Source organism: Paenibacillus sp. MER 99-2 (genome assembly GCF_023714095.1).
In the GTDB taxonomy this organism is placed as follows: domain Bacteria; phylum Bacillota; class Bacilli; order Paenibacillales; family Paenibacillaceae; genus Paenibacillus.
In genome coordinates this window covers 229,978-247,884 of record NZ_JAMAUZ010000001.1, presented here as the reverse complement: position 1 = coordinate 247,884, position 17,907 = coordinate 229,978, and the positions used below count along the sequence as shown (strand labels likewise).

The 17,907-nt window shown below is 46.2% G+C and carries 13 protein-coding genes; 5 read left to right on the top strand and 8 right to left on the bottom strand.

All coding sequences use genetic code 11. The features are described from left to right. Positions 1-163 precede the first annotated feature (163 nt). The 7 genes from M3636_RS01095 to M3636_RS01065 all read right to left on the bottom strand — a co-directional run bounded on the left by M3636_RS01095 (position 164) and on the right by M3636_RS01065 (position 10,213). Positions 164-3,112 (bottom strand): beta-galactosidase, encoded by a 2,949-nt coding sequence (locus tag M3636_RS01095; protein ID WP_251381022.1) that lies wholly within the window; start codon positions 3,110-3,112, stop codon positions 164-166. Positions 3,113-3,165: 53 nt separating this feature from the next. Next, positions 3,166-4,662 (bottom strand): glycoside hydrolase family 30 protein, encoded by a 1,497-nt coding sequence (locus M3636_RS01090; RefSeq protein WP_251381021.1) that lies wholly within the window; start codon positions 4,660-4,662, stop codon positions 3,166-3,168. Between the two features lie 154 nt (positions 4,663-4,816). Next, a complete protein-coding gene (locus tag M3636_RS01085) occupies positions 4,817-5,662 on the bottom strand; it encodes a carbohydrate ABC transporter permease (RefSeq protein WP_056701540.1) in 846 nt (281 codons plus the stop codon). After that, positions 5,655-6,542 carry a carbohydrate ABC transporter permease gene (locus tag M3636_RS01080; protein WP_128103126.1) on the bottom strand — a complete coding sequence of 296 codons (888 nt, stop codon included), beginning with the start codon at positions 6,540-6,542 and terminating at the stop codon, positions 5,655-5,657. Before M3636_RS01080 ends, M3636_RS01085 begins: the two co-directional genes overlap by 8 nt. Positions 6,543-6,656: 114 nt before the next feature. Next, positions 6,657-7,928, bottom strand: coding sequence for an ABC transporter substrate-binding protein (locus M3636_RS01075; RefSeq protein WP_128103127.1), 1,272 nt, complete (start codon positions 7,926-7,928; stop codon positions 6,657-6,659). Between the two features lie 181 nt (positions 7,929-8,109). Then, positions 8,110-9,138 (bottom strand): LacI family DNA-binding transcriptional regulator, encoded by a 1,029-nt coding sequence (locus M3636_RS01070; RefSeq protein ID WP_128103128.1) that lies wholly within the window; start codon positions 9,136-9,138, stop codon positions 8,110-8,112. A gap of 124 nt (positions 9,139-9,262) precedes the next feature. Then, positions 9,263-10,213 carry a metallophosphoesterase family protein gene (locus tag M3636_RS01065; protein WP_251381020.1) on the bottom strand — a complete coding sequence of 317 codons (951 nt, stop codon included), beginning with the start codon at positions 10,211-10,213 and terminating at the stop codon, positions 9,263-9,265. A 250-nt stretch (positions 10,214-10,463) separates the two neighbouring features. On the opposite strand from M3636_RS01065, the gene M3636_RS01060 reads away from it, so the two are divergent. Next, entirely contained in the window at positions 10,464-10,826 is a 363-nt protein-coding gene (locus M3636_RS01060; RefSeq protein WP_128103130.1) for an iron-sulfur cluster biosynthesis family protein, read from the top strand. Positions 10,827-10,918: 92 nt separating this feature from the next. Here the strand turns inward: M3636_RS01060 and M3636_RS01055 are convergent, their stop codons facing one another. Continuing rightward, positions 10,919-12,940: a methyl-accepting chemotaxis protein gene (locus M3636_RS01055; protein ID WP_251381019.1), complete on the bottom strand. Its 2,022-nt coding sequence runs from the start codon at positions 12,938-12,940 to the stop codon at positions 10,919-10,921. A 339-nt stretch (positions 12,941-13,279) separates the two neighbouring features. Here M3636_RS01055 and M3636_RS01050 point away from each other — a divergent pair, with 339 nt between their 5' ends. The 4 genes from M3636_RS01050 (at position 13,280) to M3636_RS01035 (ending at position 17,890) form a co-directional block, all read left to right on the top strand. Continuing rightward, entirely contained in the window at positions 13,280-13,957 is a 678-nt protein-coding gene (locus M3636_RS01050; protein WP_164848769.1) for a response regulator transcription factor, read from the top strand. 10 nt (positions 13,958-13,967) lie between these two features. Then, a complete protein-coding gene (locus tag M3636_RS01045; RefSeq protein WP_251381018.1) occupies positions 13,968-15,005 on the top strand; it encodes a sensor histidine kinase in 1,038 nt (345 codons plus the stop codon). Positions 15,006-15,185: 180 nt separating this feature from the next. Continuing rightward, positions 15,186-15,965: an ABC transporter ATP-binding protein gene (locus tag M3636_RS01040; RefSeq protein WP_251381017.1), complete on the top strand. Its 780-nt coding sequence runs from the start codon at positions 15,186-15,188 to the stop codon at positions 15,963-15,965. Next, positions 15,962-17,890, top strand: a complete 1,929-nt coding sequence (locus M3636_RS01035) for an FtsX-like permease family protein (RefSeq protein ID WP_251381016.1) — start codon at positions 15,962-15,964, stop codon at positions 17,888-17,890. The genes M3636_RS01040 and M3636_RS01035 overlap by 4 nt, the downstream gene beginning before the upstream one ends. The last annotated feature ends 17 nt before the right edge of the window (positions 17,891-17,907 follow it).

The following is a 17,907-nucleotide window of genomic DNA, read 5'->3' as shown; positions in this document are numbered from 1 at the left end:
TAAACAGCCCTCCATCAGCGATTGTGCATTCAATCATGTTGTCTGCATATGCATCCACTGTAAAAACAAAAACGTGTATTGGCACCCCGTCGCTACTTAACGACTAGGCACCAACACACGTCTTTGAACTACAATCATTTCACCGAAATATCCACTATTTCGTCTACTTGATGCTCACCCACGGATACTGGGATGGCTCGTCAAACAATAGACGGATTCGATCTGGCGAGCGTCCTTCTTCATCAAATAACAATAGCTCATTCTCTTCCTGTAACCAGGCAACAGGGATTTTGTAATCCTCCTGTGGACCAATCTGCCAGTAACGTCCAAGATCATGACCATTGAGATGAAGCGTGCCTTTGCTCATTCCAGTAAGTCTTACCTTCACATTCACATCATACTGGTCGGATACAGCTGGCATTTTAAAGTTCCAACGGTACCATGCAGGCTGACCTTCTCCCTGATTGGCAGTACGATTGCCAGTAGTAGCCGCATGTTCGCCCAGAAGACTAGATGGCGATCCTGCCTCTTGTGTCTCCCACTGCTGCGGAAGCAATGCATCATTACCCGCCATACGCCAACCGCTCAATTCATCGGCACTACGATACCAGATCAGTTCAAGCCGCTCAAGCGGTGATTTGGAATAAGGCATCTCCAAGGTATTCACTTCACCTTGACGCAGATAGCTGGAAAGGTCAACCGTAGCGAAGGAGAACCAATCATGATAACCTTCCATCGGTACTTCGGTGCCGTTCACGCGTAGGCCTTTGCTTACAGCACCGACCAGAATCGCGCGGTCATTGCCATTTAGCTCAAAGCTTCTGCTCAGAAGTGGAGCTTCCGCTAGATTGTTAACTTCATTCAGTTGTATAGATGCATCTGCCGCCTGCCAGTCACGACGAATATCCTGTACCGAACCGCCCAGATATGCAGGACCAGCAAGTCCTTTGCTCTCTCCGAGATTCGGTGAGAAATTCAACCTACCCATTTGCTGCACGAGAATCTGCAGCGTATTATGACCTTGGGCTGCTTGAATGTTCACACCTGCTGCACCAACCTGACGCACTAATGCCTGTTCTACCTGATTCACATAGACTCTTGCGGTATCTTGAAGATCAGGAAGTACAATATGTGTCATTCCGCCATTCGGACTTTCGAAATCACACTCGTAGAGCAGATAACCGAAATCTTGTCCGTACTGTGAGAAGTGCTCGGGTTGCCCACTTGCTGGACGCTGATCAGCTGCCAGCTTCACACGTGCTACCTCTGGAGAACGTGACAATATTGGTGCCACTGGAGGTGTAAGTGCTGCAACCGATGAAGCTGACAACGGCTCACTTGTTTCTGTCCGAGCGATGAATTCACGCCCTGTCCACGTCTGCTCGCCATCCTGCCAATCGCCGAGTAACACTACAGTGCGATCTAGATCAGTGATCGACCCTTTCACCTGGCCATTCGGTAAGACTTGAACTTCATCAAAACCAATCGCATAACGATGTTCATTCTGACTAACACCATCTAAGCGCCATGTACGGTTCATCGACTCGCGATCCAGCACAATCAATCGAATGGACACATCGCCCGCCTGCAGACGAATGAATCCCGGTTCACGGAAGTGGAACAAGTCGAAGCGATATAGGTCTCGTTCCCAATCCTTCTCCACAAGAACCTGCATGCTACTGCTAACGACTTCCAATGCAGGCGCTTCCAGATCCAATACAGATCGCTGTCCGGAATCTGCTGAGATGAACAAGTTCAGCTCTCCGTTAATCATCTCATTACCCGTAATCAAGGCTCCGCTCGTTACATAGACGTTATCCGCAAGGCGGACGCGATCCAGCACCGGAATGATCTGTCCAGGATTTACAGTAATCGGGAGTGTTCGACCATCTTCAAACGTTATGGTAGTTCCCTCACGTTCACCTTTGTGGCTTTCTACAAACCAGATATTCTGGTTATCCGCAGTGCGACCACGTACGGACAATCCTTCAGGATGACGGATTTTAACCTGCTCTGTAGGAACCGCTTCCGATTCAAGAAGCAGTGGCCCAAATGCATCTACAAAATAAGATACCGTTTTCGTCACCGCGTATTTCTCGGTTACACGCCCATATTCATTCAGCGGAGCATCGTAATCGTAGGAAGTGATCATAAAGATATCGCTGCTACCTATCGTTCTACCGCCATATCCACCGAAATTCGTACCACCAAAGAACATGTAGTGACTAATGCCCGTATATCCGGTTTGGAGAATTTCCATCATTCGTCTCTCCAGTAGAGCCGGCGTCTTCTGGATCGCGGAAGGCCCGCCCCAGTTCTCAAACCATCCCGTCCAGAACTCGGTCACCATCTTCGGCGTATCTGGCTGCTTCGCTCTGAGCTTCGCATAGTGCCCATCTGCACCCGACCAGAAATTAGCGCCCTCAATAGTGCCTTCTGCTCCTCCGACACAAGTGATCAATGGCACATCAATTCCACGCTGTAATAACCCATCGCGCAGATAGATCATATGCTCGCTTGCCGCTTCGTCATCCTTGATATATTCATACTCGTTCTCGACTTGCACCAGAATGACAGTGCCGCCAGAGGAAATCTGACGCTCACGGATAATCGGTACGAGTTGGTCAAAATATAGATCCACATAATGGAGATACGTTTCATTATTTTCACGGAACTTCATGTCAGGCTTCGTTCCGAGCCAATAAGGGAAGCCGCCGAAATCCCATTCAGCACAGATAAACGGCCCCGGACGAGCGATAACCCACATTCCGAGCTCTGCACACAGATCAAGGAATTCTCCACAATCGTTGTCTCCTTCGAAGTTCCACTGCCCTTCCTCAGGCTCATGGACATTCCAGGCAAAATACGTATCAATGCAGTTCATGCCAGCAAGTTTGGCTTTCACTAGCAACTGTCTCCACTCTTCCTTTGGCATCCGGAAGTAATGAATTGTAGCACTATTCAGAAATACGCGCTCTCCATTTAGCATGAAGCTACGCTGGTCATACGTCAGCTCCAATGGAAGCTGGTCTGATGTGGAGCCAATAATTTGGGAATCGACATTGTTCTCGCCTGCTTGATCTTGAACCAACAGGGATGGTTTCTCTCTCATCGATGTGTTCCCCTCCTTCTATCTAATTCAGTTCAACCTTGTATAACATACCATTATTGAGATTGAAGTGTAACCCCTTCCAATACAACGGTTGTAATCGAATTTTCTGCCGTATTGACCTCTATTCCATTTGAATAAACTTTAATGTCCTCCAACTGCTTCATATCTGAGTCCGGTGAGGTTTGATAGACCTGTGCAGTAGTTGAATTCCCATAGGTAAACGGCTCCAGTGCAAACGAGGTTTTGCCAGCAGATAACTCGTTACGAATCACTAACACCAGCCGTTGACTGGTCTTGTCATATGCCGCCAGTGTCCGCCCATCATCCGTTGGAATGATCGTTGCACCCGGACGGATGAACTTCGTGAATTGAGCCATACCATAATACTGTTTGGTGAGTTCATACGAATCTTGTGCAGCAAAATCCGCATGGATGAAGCCCCAGTTGTTATTTGCACCTTCATCTTCTACCGCCTGCCAGTATACCCAAGCCGAAGGCTGCATCACTTTGAGGTCGAACATAATGCGCTCAGCCAGTTCCTGTACGGATGTCATATCGTCATGACTATGCGGCTCGCTGCCACCTGTTCCATACTCGGACATCCACAGCTTCTTACCCTGTTTCTTAGCAAGCTCGCGGAGCTCCTCCATTTTGCTTCCATTATAAGAGTGAGTGTTGATCTGTGAGATCGCATCCAATGTGTCCTGATCATAGAGGCTGAAATTGAATACCGTCTCATCAATACTATTATCGTCCGCTGCGCTAACGACCGTGCCGTCCAAACCTTTGCTTTGAAGAGAAGCCGCTACCTTCTTGATAATCTCTGCCTGCTTGTCGTTGCTAAAATGACTGCCTTCCTGCATATTGCCCTTCTTCCACCAGTCCGAGGACGGCTCGTTCAAAGGGTCAAGTGTGCGGAACGTAATGCCCCACTCATCACGATAATGTCTAACCACTTCTGTTAAATAATCGGCAAATGCATCATACTGATCTTCCTGCAAATTGTTACTTCCATCGACTGCTCCCGTTACAGACCCACTGATCGTCATCCAGTACGGCGGCGAATTCGAGAAGGCTTCCGCAATGTCAGCGCCTCGTTCCAATGCACCTTTCAATACCGCACGTTGACCTGCATCCGCCTCCCAGTCCCATTCGCCCGGTTCAGGTTGGAAGCCAGGAACATCGCCCCCGGGACGTAACGCTTTCATCTCAGGGTTCTCCTCGCCTCCAATGTTGTAACGAACAATATTCAGTCCAAGCCCTTTGGCTGGGTCAAATACCAGATCCATCACTTCATCTACCTTCGCCTGATCCTTCCATTCACCCATATTGTTCGCCCACCACGCAAGTGATGTTCCCCAACCTTCAAAGTGATCATAGGACTGCTCCAACTTCAAATTCACAGGTTCTCCCTCAAAGGCAAGTGGCTTCGATTGTCCATTGGCAAATTGATTCAATACAATTCCTCCTCCAGCTAGCAGTACAACCAGGGCTGCACCCATCAGGATGTAGCTTCGTCTGCGTCTGCTACGATGTTGATCACGACTCATGGTTCACACAATCCTCTCTCCAGTGCACCGATCGTGCATGTGTAGTCACCTTTGTGTGTCTGACACTTGTTTGCCTATACATTTTGGTTTCCTAACGTTAAATTGTTACGTTGGAGCGGCACATGTTAGGTAACATCTCGCTACATCACTTTCGTTACTTGATACCGCTGCTGCCTCCGCTAATGTTTGCTTCATATACATAACGTTGTCCGAATAGATAAACGAGTACCATCGGAATCGTTAGGAATAGCGAAGCGATCATGACTAAGTTCCATGGAGGCATCTGCCCGCCACCAACGGTTGTCAGAAGTTGAACACCAAGGGCAAGTGGCATTTTCTCCGGATCATTGATATAAATGAGCGGCCCCATGAAGTTCCCCCAGTTATAGGAGAACGAGAAAATAGCGATAGCAGCCAATATTGGATAGGTCAGCGGCATAATAATTTTCCAGTAGATCCCCGGATGACCCATGCCGTCAATCATCGCTGCTTCATCCAGTGATTTTGGAATACTCATAACAAATTGCCGGATCAGGAATACGTTGAACGCACCCGCGAAGAAGCTTGGTACGATCAGTGGATAGAAGGTATTAATCCAGTCCAGATGACGGAAGATGATAAATTGCGGCACCATCGTAACCTCACCTGGAATCATCATTGTGCTGAGCAGCACGATAAATAAGAAACGACTGCCTCTCGCTTTAATTCGCGCGAATCCATACGATACGATCGATGCAGACAATACAGATCCGATAATCGTGAATACCGTGATAATAATAGAGTTTTTCAGATAAGTGCCAAGATTATTGTTCGTAAAGATGGTGTAGAAGTTCGACCATTGGAATTCGAGTGGAATAAACGTAAAGGCTGATTTTACCGTCGTTGCGTCACTCGCCAGTGCAATAGAGATCATGTACAGGAAAGGGGAAGCCAGCAGCACCCCGACCAGAATCAGAAAAATGTAGGATATCGTCTTCTCGACAGTCGATGGATTACTCATTCGCTTTTCCCTCCTCGTAGTGCACCCATAGCGCTGATGAACGGAACACAACCAGGGTCAGTGCCATGATGATGATGAATAATACCCAAGCAATTGCGGATGCATATCCCATTTTGTAGAACTGGAATGCATTCTGGAACAGGTATGGTACAACCATCTGACTTGAATTATCTGGTCCACCAGCTGTAACGATAAATACCTGTGCGAACGTCTGGAGCGCGCCAATCATGCCTGTTACCAGGTTGAAGAAAATGACGGGCGTAAGCATTGGAAATGTAATGTGAAAGAAGGATTGCGAGCTTTTGGCTCCATCAATGGCAGCGGCCTCGTACAACTCCTGAGGGATACCCTTCATACCCGCCAGCAGCAGTACCACGCCGCCCCCAACGCCCCATAAGGACATGAGAATCAATGCAGGTTTTACCCAATTCGGATCAAGGAGCCAAGCAGGACCTTGAATACCGAATACAGCAAGCGCCTGGTTAATCAAGCCCTCTGTTGGTGCAAGCAAGTGGATAAAGAGCAAGGAGCTTGCTACGACTGGAACGACAGAAGGTAGATAGAATAGAATGCGGAAGAACGTAATTCCTTTAATTTTTTTGTTGAGATAATAGGCAATCCAGAGTGAGATGGACATCCCTAGTGGTATTGATATCAAGGCATAGAAAAAGGTGTTACCCACCGACTTCCAGAAGATCGGGTCATCGGTTAACAAGGTTTTGTAGTTATCAATACCGATGAAATTCGGGGACTGGAACAGATCCCAGTTGGTGAAGCTCATGTAGATGGAAAACAAAATCGGGCCCAGGGTAAGTCCTAGGAAACCAATTAGCCAAGGCGAGATAAAGATATAAAACCATTTCCCGTCCTTTTTCTTCACGTTAAGCCCTCCCATAACAAAGCGAGCAGACGGAACCCGGGTTCATGCCGAATTCCGTCTGTCCCCCTGTCGATCTATTTGTTCGTGTTCAAAAGGTTCGCTCTTGAACAACCTCTATTTATAGATTCTTTCCAGTCCACTCTGAATCTCGTTTACGGTATCATCGAGTGCAGCTTTGTTGTTGAAATACACGCCGAGCTTGTCATTGATCAGCTTCATCATTTCATTCCATTGTGGATTGAACGGTTCAGCGTAAATGGTAGATTCACTAAAAGCAGCCATATTGATTTTTTTGCCACCATATTCCGCATTAAGGAACTCGTCGCTGGAGAGACCTGCTTTCGTTGCTGGTGCATCCTGGCCTGCTTTGATCATTGGCATCTGAGCTTCAGGGGTCGTGAGTGCTTCGATCACCTTGAACGCTTCATCCTTATGTTTGGATGCATTGGTAATCGTGAAGCCATTGAAGAACGCGTTGGTTTCACCCCAGATCGGAGAGATATCCCAGTTGATGCCTTCTACCTTAGCAAGTGAACCAATATTCCAGAATCCTGTCGTTTCCATCGCGATTTTGCCTTGAGCAAACAGCGGGTCAGCACCGATATTTCCCATATCCGCAATCTCCGTTGGTGTCGGGCTTGCACCGTGTACAAACGTTAAGTCATTCATGAACTGCAACGCTTTGCGCACAGGCTCTGTATTGAACGAAGGTTTACCATTCTCGTCGAAGATTCCGCCACCGTTCTGGTAGATCAATTGCATCCATTGCGGCCACCAGCTACCTGGATAGTAACCCCATTGAACCGTCTTGCCGTTCTCTTGCACGGTCAGCTTCTGAGCTGCCGCCAGCAGATCTTCTTGTGTCCATTCCTTGGTTGGGTATTCTACACCAGCCTTGTCGAACAGATCTTTGTTATAGAAAAGCACCATCGCGCCAGCGCGGTCAGGCATTCCGAATTGTTTGCCATCATATTTCATCAAGTTCGCGATATCGTCTGAATAACGCTCTGACATGTTCACATTGTGCTCCTTGATCATGTCATCGAGCGGAATAATCTGATTCTTAGAGGCGTACGCCTGATAGTTCTCGGCAATCATCATGATGTCAGGTGCAGTACCGCCGGCAATCATCGTCTGTACCTTCTGGTCATAATCCCCTGCAACAACGTTGAGCTTCACGTTAATGTCCGGATAGGTTTGTTTCACAATGTCGAGCCGTTCCTGATAAATCTTCTTCTCATCCTCTGAGCCCCAGATCGTCATACTTAGATCGACTTTGCCACCTTCCGAACCGCTTGCTCCACCATTCTCGCCTTTACTACAGGCTGTCAGACCAAATACCATGACCAGCATCAATAACGAAATGACCTTTAAACTTCTTCTCATACTGTACGCCCCCTTGGATAATGAATGGATTATTTCATTGAAACCCATTTCATGAAATGGGTTTCATTAAGCTGAAACATAAAACCCGCTTCACTTTATGAAAGGGGTTTCATTTACGCACTCATTATATTTCACCCTTGGAGAAAATGTCAACGCTTTCTTTTTGAGAACGTAACCCTTTTCATCGTGGTGCTGGCCCTGTACTTTGACGTATGATGAGTTCAGGTTGCAGGATCGTTTGCTTCTTCACTTGTCGCTGATTAATCAGCTCATGCAGCTTATCCACCGCCAGTTTGCCCAGTTGATACGTGTTCTGAGAGACGGTTGTAAGTTCAGGAATCACAGCACTTGCGAGTGGTGTATCATCGAAACCTACGATCGAAATATCTCTCGGTATGGATAAGCCGTGCTCAATGGTCGTCTTCATTGCACCAATCGCCGTATTGTCATTCACGCAGATGACTGCTGTTGGCGGATTATCACACTCCAGAAGCTTAGCCATCTCCCGCTTACCGTCATCAATGGAGAAGCTGCCCAATAAGAGTCTGTCCTTCGGGATTTCGAGACCATGCTCACGGAGCTTTTTCTGAACCGCCTTGACCTTAACCATCGTGGTCGCTAACTCCTTCAATCCACCCACAAATGCAATGTCCTTATGTCCCAATTCGAGTAAATGTTCAGCAGCTAGAGCCGCCCCAGCGCCTTCATCCGTATACACGCGGTGGAAGCCACCTTTGGCAATATTGCCATTGACCAGCACAACCGGCGTACGCTTGCCAACATCAATCAATTCTTGAGCCATGTCATCCGGACAGGACTGCATATTAATGCGCCCGCCTAGGAAAATAATACCGTCTACCCGCTTCTCGCGCAGCATGGACAGGTATTCAGACTCTCGATTGTAATCACCTGCGGTGTTACAGAGAAAGAATGTATATCCCAGACCACGCGCCTCGTTCTCTGCGCCCCAGAATACCTCGGGGAAGAATGGATTCGTAATATCTGGCAGAATGATTGCAATGGTGCCTGTTTCTTTTTTGATCAGACTGCGCGCTTGGGCGTTAGGTTGGAATTGGTGCTTGGCGATAATCGACATGATCTTTTCCCTCGTGCTTGCACGTACGGGTGCCGTATCATTAAGCACCCGGGAAACCGTGGATACAGATACGTTCGCCTCTTTGGCAATATCATATATCGTAATAGGTGTCATATGTAGAACCTTCCTTTTTCGCTGATTTTCCTGCTTATCATACCAGATTAGGATTATCGATGAAACGGGTTTCATTGGACGACTTTGGAGCCAGAGCGGCTCACCTGCCGTGTCATGAGAATGCTTAACCCTTCTCAGACTTTCCATCCTTCTCTTTTGTAAAAATAAACAGCTTACTGTCGGCATTCACAATTTGTGTGCCATTGTTTAGTTGCACGAGCGAGGTCTGCCAGTGGGTATGCCCGCAGAACACGACCGTTTCCGATCCGGCTTCCAACGCCTGACGGATCAATGCTTCACCCCTCAGCCCGAGCTCGGCAATGCCTGGGCTCTGGTGCAGTACGAGGCAATCCGGCTGCTGCTTCAGCAGCTTGCTCAAGGATTGCAGGTACTGCTCTTCCGGCAGCCGGTTCGGCTTATCCGGCCTGCCGATGATGCCGCCAAGGCCAGCAACGCGTAGCGGCTGACTGGCGGCAGAGGACGCGAGCCCATCCATGGGCAGGCTCGCGTTAATCACGACGGGCGCATCCATGTAATGGATAGCCGCGTCGCTGTGTAACCGATGGGCGCCTGCCTCATCGGTGAGATCATGGTTGCCGTCCACGCCGGCAACCCAGCCGAAGGCGTCCCTGAAGGCAAGCCAGACGGGAACCGGATTGCCGCTGGCTCCCCTTTTCCCGCGCCGGGCATATAGGTCACCACATAGCAATACACCCACTCGATTCGGATCAATCTCAGGCATCTCCACCTCAAGTAGCAAGCGAACATAATCCGGTAACACCTCGCCCAATAACGAATCCTCCTCTCTGCTCAATGTTGGTTCATCTTGAGATGGTCTATGTGTAGAAATCTGAACGTCTGAATTCGAAGCAATCCCAGTGTTGTCTCTGACGTAAGGCAGAGGTACAATCCCCTGCAAATCCGAGCTTACAATCAGCGCATCCAGTCCGTTCGGAAGACCCGAGATGGTTCCAACATAGATGGGAAGTTGTGCCGCTTGCACTTCTCCGCCTGGGACAGCATTCAGGTAATCCAGTGTTTCAATCGGGTGCTCTGACAGTGTAATAATTCTCAATGATGGTACCTCCTTGCTCTTAACAATGACTTAACTATTTCCTATGCTTATTTCTGAACTACTCCTTAGTCTACTTCTTCAACTATATGTTGGGCTAGCTCCTGAGTTGTTCATGATTCGCGTGATGAAGACAATACATATTTATTTTTCTCCATTTCGTTCTCGATTTCATCTTCTATTTGCCAACGATTCTCCATATATTATTAATGTAAGCGAATTCATTTGGCGATTAGAGGAGTGTGAACGTTGTATGATCATTCAGGTTAGCCCATTGGCAGAATCACGACTTAGCGCAAAACTCAAGGATCAGCCGGGCTATTTCAAGCTATTTTATGACACGGATGGATGTGGATGTGACGGTATTGCTGTGCTCCTAATCGTTAATGAACCAGACAGCGATGACATCCCGATTGAATCCAGTACGCTCCCTTTTCTTATCAACAAGCAGCAGCAAATTTATTTTGAACCCAACTTACGCCTGCAGTCGGAAAACAGCTTCCCCTGCTTTCGCCTATGCAGCGATTCCATGATCTATGGCAGCAATGTGAAGGTGTACGATCTTCGGGATACGGCGGAAGTAGCCCCGCAGCCAACTGGATGGGTTGTACGATAAAAATATAGCATAAAAATGCACAAAAACCCAAAAACCTCCATCCCTATCATACATGGGAATGGAGGTTTTTGCGTGAATCCATTTTTAGCATACTATTCGGTTTTGAACTTCGCTGATTCTGCAGCAAGCTGCTCCGTCAGACCATTAATCGTATCCACCATCTCAGCAAGATGTCCTGTCATGCCAGACTGTTCCTGCATCGTCGCTGTTACTTCCTCTACAGAAGCGGATACTTGCTCACCTGAAGCAGACAAGTTCTGTGCCGCACCTAGAACGTCATCTTTATCTCGTTCAATGGATTCAATCTGGGAGGCAATGGCTTGAACCTGATCCATGAGATCATTCATATGCTCTGTTACGAAATTAAAGGTCTGCTTCGTCTGATTCACACTCTGTTTCTGTTGCTCCGTAATCGTCTCAATCGCTTGTACACTGCGGTTATTTTGCTCCACATGCTCAATCGTCTTCGTCACAATGCGACTAATATTCTCCGATTGGGACGTAGTCTGCTCCGCAAGTTTACGAATCTCGGAAGCAACTACGGCGAAGCCGCGTCCATGCTCCCCCGCTCTTGCTGCTTCAATGGATGCATTGAGTGCTAACAGCTTCGTTTGCGTCGCAATCTCCGAGATGGTACCCGTGATCTGATGGATATCGGAAGAGCTCTCCGCAAGCTGAAGGGTTGTCTGTGAAATATTGTGCACTTCAGCTTCGTTCTGATCGTTGACCATAATAAGTGCATCAATCACGGCATGGTTATTCTTGAAGGCATCTGTAATGCCATCCGCCTTCTGCTTCACTTCTTGTGACATCCCATTCACGCTCGCGATCTTGTCGCCCACGTTCATGAATTTATTAACAATCGCTTCGGTATCATTCGCCTGAGACTCCATAGCGCGCGAGATTTCCACGGCTGTTGTAGTTGTATCGGCAATCGATGCTGACGTCTGCTGTGTGGAACGGTCTAACTCTGTCGTGCTGGTATTCAGGACTCCAATGGAATGATTCATCCTGGAGATCAATTGTTTATTGCCTTGTGCCATAGCATTGAAGCTATCGACCAATGCCTTGAATTCACCGCTGTATTTCCCCTGTGCTTGAACGGTCAAGTCACCGCCCGCAAGTTGTCTGAACAGAACTGTCAGACGGCTGATTGGCTTGGTTACCAGGCGTGAGATTAAGATGCCCGATAGGATCGACACAGCAATTGCAACGAGCAGCACAATAATCATTTTGTTTGCCATCGCAGTTAACGGTTTCTTGACATCCTCGTAGCTGTCCTCCACAATAATCGTCCAATCGGATCTTGGAATCTTGGAGTAAAATACGACTTTATCCTCCGTGCCTGCCTCGCCCTGTTGCAGTTGATCACTCGCAGGCAGATCAACCAGAGACTGATATTCTCCGTCTGTCATCTTCTGGCTAATCAATGTCTCATCTGCTGAATGGTAGATTACCGTTCCTACACGATCCAGAACAATGACTTTTCCAGCCTCATTGATTTTAATACTATGCAGTTGATCTACGAAGAACGCAGTGGATACAACCGAAGTGAGTATGCCCAGCACTTGATTATTCTCGTCATAGATCGGCATCGCGAAGACATTGCCCAGTGTGCCTAACGACTTCGAGATTACACCTTCACTGATGATGTTCTTACCTTCCATAGCTTGTTGAAAATATAATCGATCTGACCGGTCACCCTGTAGCGCTTCGGGATTGTTCGATGCTACCACGAGCCCGCTACGATCCAGTAGAATAATGGTGCTATTGCCCTCCATACCTGCCAGATTATCCGCCAGTATTCCGTTCGCTTGATCTATCATTTCACTATTGTCCGCAAAAAAAGCCTCTGTATCTTGTCCCTCTTGATTTCGAATGGCCAGTAAATCTCGAAACACTCCATGTGTCGTAATAAGGAATGTAGATTGTTCCTCCATACTTAACGTTGCAAATAAACCCTCCCCAACCCGGTCAGAAGTTGCTCGAATCTCATCTTTACTTTTGTCCAGTGTGATGCCTTCGGCCACTTTGTAACAAAGCACGGCTGTCGCTGCCAGTACGATACATACCAGCACACTGATCATCAGCGGCAGTTTTACTTTGAACGACATGTTGGCCATTCGCTCCCTCGCCTTAGCGATTAACTTCAATACATTCACCATCCATTTTAGGTCATAATTAGCGCCCACTTCATATGGGTTAATTCTATATCGGCAGATATAATATAAACCTACAGTATGGAAAGCGTTTTAAATTTAAATTATTTTTCAACTACCTTTTTCATCCAAAATTTGAGGGTATAAATTGAAAAGAGGGCTTACCTTTAGTAGAATCGGTATTTACCATACCAACGATTCAGCGAGGTTGTTTTGGTAGCGTTTATGCAGTTTTTCTAATTGCAATGCAGAATAAATACATACACACTTGTAGAAGGAGGACAATGACTGAATATGAATATTTTTATTATTGAAGATGATCCTCTTCTCCTGGAAGCACTTCGAGAAGGGTTAGGTCAGTGGTCATATGAGGTTAGTAGCCCAACCGATTTCGCATATGTGATGGATTCCTTTGTAGAGCGTCGCCCTCACCTAGTGATTATTGATATACAACTTCCTAAGTTTGACGGCTTCCATTGGTGTAGGGAAATACGTGCCGTGTCCAAAGTTCCTATTATCTTTCTCTCCTCAAGAGATCATCCGATGGACATGGTAATGGCGATGAACTTAGGGGCGGACGATTATGTGCCTAAACCTTTTAATATGGATGTATTGATTGCCAAGGTACAGGCTATTCTTCGTCGAACCTATACATATGAAGAGGCTTCCTCCGATGTTATCGAGTGGAATCAAGCGATTATTGATCTAAGAAATGGTGGAATTTATAAGGATGGGGAAACCATTGATCTGACCAAAAATGAATTTTTTATTTTATCGGTCTTGGTTAAATCGAACAATAAGATCATCTCACGTCATGAACTGATGAAGATGCTCTGGGATGATGATCAATTCATCAATGACAATACACTTACAGCTAACATCACAAGATTGCGTCAAAAGCTCTCCTATCTTCATTTAGCCGATGGGATTGTGACCAAAAAAGGTCTGGGATATATGGCCATTACCCTTTAGGAGGTTCCCATTGTTTATCGCTTATCTCAAGTATAAAAAAAGTTGGATTCTCTTGATTGGACTACTGCTGCTTCTTACCAATGCTTTGATCCAATTGGATGCCGGCATTCGTGTAGAGCCTCATTCTCTCATCTATTTGAATTCGTTGTTTCTAATTATCTTTGTAGGCTTCTTGATCTGGAGATATAAAAAGGAAATCGCCTATTATAAATCGCTGCTTGCCCTTTCTAATCCGATCGAAGAGGACTGGTTCCAAGACATCCCCGAACCTCATAACTATTTTCCAGATCGTATCGTATACACGCTATTGCAAAACATTCATCAACATCATCAAAGCCAGCGTCGTGAGGAACAGTCCCACCAGCTCATGGAACATACGGATCTTGCCTCATGGGTTCATGAGATGAAAACGCCCCTTACTGCGATGAAAATAACGATGGATGCACATCGTTCGAATGAGCTGGCTCAACGGTTAAACGCGTCCTGGCTGCGAATGCACTTATTAATTGATCGACAGCTCTACATTTCGCGGTTAGCTAACTTGGACTCCGATTTACTTCCAGAGCAGCTGGACGTGAAAGATCTGCTAAGAGAAGAGATTCGAGAGTTATCCACCTGGTGTATGGAGAAAAATATATCCATTGATCTGACAGCGAGCTCCGCGATTACTGTGTACACCGATAAAAAGTGGTGCGGGTTTGTAATCAGACAGCTTTTGACCAATGCGATTAAATACAGCCCAACCGATGGGAAACTATTCATCCACATTGAACTTCATGAACATGATTCCGTGATTGTAACCATTCAAGATGAAGGGCCTGGAATTCAACCACATGACCTGCCTCGTATATTCGATAAAGGCTTTACGGGCGAAAATGGGAGAGTACAGCACTCCGCTACGGGAATGGGACTGTATCTTGCCAGAGAAATAAGCAAGAAATTGCATGTTCGACTTGAAGTTGATTCTACTATTTGCGAAGGAACCTCGATTTCGATGATATTCACGAATGGCAATCCGTTTGATCAGCTCAGACGATCATTACTATAAACACGGCAATATTGAAGCAGTCAGGACGTTTATATAACCTGACTGCTTTTTCATTGGCTCGTGTAGTCGGCAAAGTGACAGAAATATCACATTCAATCCAATTTTATCATCCAAAGCTTACGACCCAGAGGCTGAAAAGAACTACACTGTATGTAGAACAACTCGATTGGAGTGTATGAAATGACACATCACAAGGTACCAAAAACCGTCTTAAACGCTGAAGGCGTAAGTAAGTCTTACGGTTCAAAAGGAAATGCCCAACAGGTACTAAAAGGAATTGATCTTCGCGTGACCGAGGGTGAGTTTGTCGGCATTATGGGACCTTCAGGCTCAGGCAAAACCACTCTTCTCAATACGTTAGCGACAATTGACCGAGCGACCGATGGGAAGATTTTTATACAAGAGCACGAGATTTCCAAAATGAAGGATAGACAGCTTTCAGATATTCGTCGTCAACATTTGGGCTTTATCTTTCAGGACTACAACCTGCTGGATACGTTAACGGTAAAGGAAAATATATTACTGCCTGTGTCTTTAACCAAGATAAGTAAAGTGGAAGCTGAAAACGCGTTTAATGCGATTGCGGACATTTTGGGTATCCGGGAATTAGCTGATCAGTATCCTTCTGAAATTTCAGGCGGCCAGAAACAACGTACCTCTGCGGCACGAGCGTTAATTCATTCGCCCTCGCTTGTATTTGCAGATGAGCCTACCGGTGCGCTGGATTCCAAAGCAGCCTCTAACCTATTAGAGAATTTACATGAGATCAACGAGTCAAGACAGGTCACCATTGTCATGGTTACTCATGATCCGCTGGCTTCCAGCTATTGCAGCCGTGTGGTGTTTCTAAAGGACGGTAAAATATTCGCTGAATTATACCGGGGCGAGAAAACAAGAGAAGCCTTCTTTAAGGACATTCTGGATATGCAGGCCGTTCTTGGAGGAGGCACCCCCAAATGAACACTCAAAAATTAGTGATTCGCAGCATGCGGAAAAACATCAAAATGTATTACCTCTACTTTTTCGCGATGATTTTCAGCATAAGCCTGTACTTTATTTTTTCGACTCTGCAAAATGATCAAACCGCTGTTGACATGTTTCAAGCCAGCGTGAACTTCTCCACAGCCTTTCAAATCGCAGGCATATTACTCATTCTAATTACGATTGTGTTTACGATGTATGCAACGAATATCTTTATGCGGCGACGCAGCCAAGAGATCGGACTGTATCAGTTAATTGGCTTGTCCAAGGCTTGGGTCGCTCGTGTACTGATCTTGGAACACATGATTCTTGGTCTAGGCGCTTTACTGATCGGAATGATCGTCGGAACCTTGCTCTCACGACTCTTTCTCCTATTGTTCATGAATGTGTTGGGAATCGAAGCCCAGTTTGGCTTAACCTTCTCCAGTCAGGCACTCCTTCAAACCATTGTGGTGTTTACCTGCTTGATTGCTGTCACATCGTTACAGATCACATGGACGGTGTATCGCAGTACGTTACTCCAACTATTTCAAGCCAGTCATCAAAAGGATACTTATGTCCAACGTCCAAGCATCGTTTCAGGCATAATGGGTTTCGCTGGATTAAGTCTAATCGGCTTGGGTTATTATGTGTCCACCTTTATTGCAACCAATGCGGATGCTCTCATTTTTCTCATGTTAATCGTGCTTGCCAGCACGATCCTTGGAACTTATCTAGTCTTCCATACGACCATAAGCTGCATATTATATGTATATCGAAAAAGGAAAAATGGAAATCTCGGCTTGGTTAACAGCCTCTCCGTGGCATCCTTAATGCACAGAATGAAAGGTCATGCCAATTCATTAACCTTAATCACGATATTGTCTGCTATGACCATTACGATGATCTCACTTTCCTACTCCTTTTATTATTCAACCGAAAAGGATGTAAGGTTGTCGATGCCCTTTGATTTTGCAATGGAAAATATGTCTGAAGAAGCTGCTGAGATCACAAGTAAATTAGCAGAGGCTCAGGTAGATTTCAATCAATATCAAGTCGATGCCATTCGATTCCATGGCTCGTGGGTAGATGAGAATCAGCACTCAGAACCAAGTCATCGTAACAGACCGTTTTTGCTTTTTTCCGCAAAGCAGATGGCACAGGGGGGCGTAGATCAGGAGCATCCCCAAGATGATGAAGCCATCTATCATAGTTCACGAGCCAGGATCGAAGGAATGGAGATTTCATCTCCAAAACAAGTACAGTACGCATCCAATAATGAAACTAATCTACTAACCGTCTCCAAACACAGGCTACAGAACGTGATGAATTACATTTTCTATGGCGATCAATTACTTGTTTCTGAGGATACGTTCAACAGAATGAAAGACAGCATTCAGGAGGATGAATACAAAGAATTAGTGACCTTTGATGTCTTCAATATCGTAGATACGGAGCAATCCGCTACGGCCTCGGACATCTTTCTAGCCGATATGGACAGTGACTTGTATCTCACAGACTTCTATTCTGCGTACGAGGGATCACGTCAAACCTTCGGACTCCTTATTTTCATTGCCGGATTTCTAGGCTTGGTATTTATCCTGTCCACAGGAAGCATTCTGTACTTCAAACAAATGACAGAGGCGGAACAAGAAAAGAATCATTATCGGACACTGCGACAACTCGGATTTCAAATCGACGATATGATGAAAGGTATTATCCGTAAACAGCTCTTTGTTTATCTAATTCCGTTAGGTATTGGGTTAACACATGCAGCTTTTGCCCTTAACGTAGGTTCTATTCTCATCGCTGCAAGCATGCTTACCCCGATCCTCATGAGTATGGCAGCGTATATTCTCATCTATTTGACGTTCACCGTCGTTACCATTCGATATTACAAAAGCATCGTCACGAATTCGCTATAAAGCTATAGAAAGGAAGA

Coding starts and splice junctions, on each gene's coding strand:
- M3636_RS01090 (WP_251381021.1), bottom strand. CDS start 4,662: ATGAGTCGTGATCAACATCGTAGCAGACGCAGACGAAGCTACATCCTG.
- M3636_RS01085 (WP_056701540.1), bottom strand. CDS start 5,662: ATGAGTAATCCATCGACTGTCGAGAAGACGATATCCTACATTTTTCTG.
- M3636_RS01095 (WP_251381022.1), bottom strand. CDS start 3,112: ATGAGAGAGAAACCATCCCTGTTGGTTCAAGATCAAGCAGGCGAGAAC.
- M3636_RS01050 (WP_164848769.1), top strand. CDS start 13,280: ATGAATATTTTTATTATTGAAGATGATCCTCTTCTCCTGGAAGCACTT.
- M3636_RS01070 (WP_128103128.1), bottom strand. CDS start 9,138: ATGACACCTATTACGATATATGATATTGCCAAAGAGGCGAACGTATCT.
- M3636_RS01060 (WP_128103130.1), top strand. CDS start 10,464: ATGATCATTCAGGTTAGCCCATTGGCAGAATCACGACTTAGCGCAAAA.
- M3636_RS01075 (WP_128103127.1), bottom strand. CDS start 7,928: ATGAGAAGAAGTTTAAAGGTCATTTCGTTATTGATGCTGGTCATGGTA.
- M3636_RS01040 (WP_251381017.1), top strand. CDS start 15,186: ATGACACATCACAAGGTACCAAAAACCGTCTTAAACGCTGAAGGCGTA.
- M3636_RS01035 (WP_251381016.1), top strand. CDS start 15,962: ATGAACACTCAAAAATTAGTGATTCGCAGCATGCGGAAAAACATCAAA.
- M3636_RS01055 (WP_251381019.1), bottom strand. CDS start 12,940: ATGTCGTTCAAAGTAAAACTGCCGCTGATGATCAGTGTGCTGGTATGT.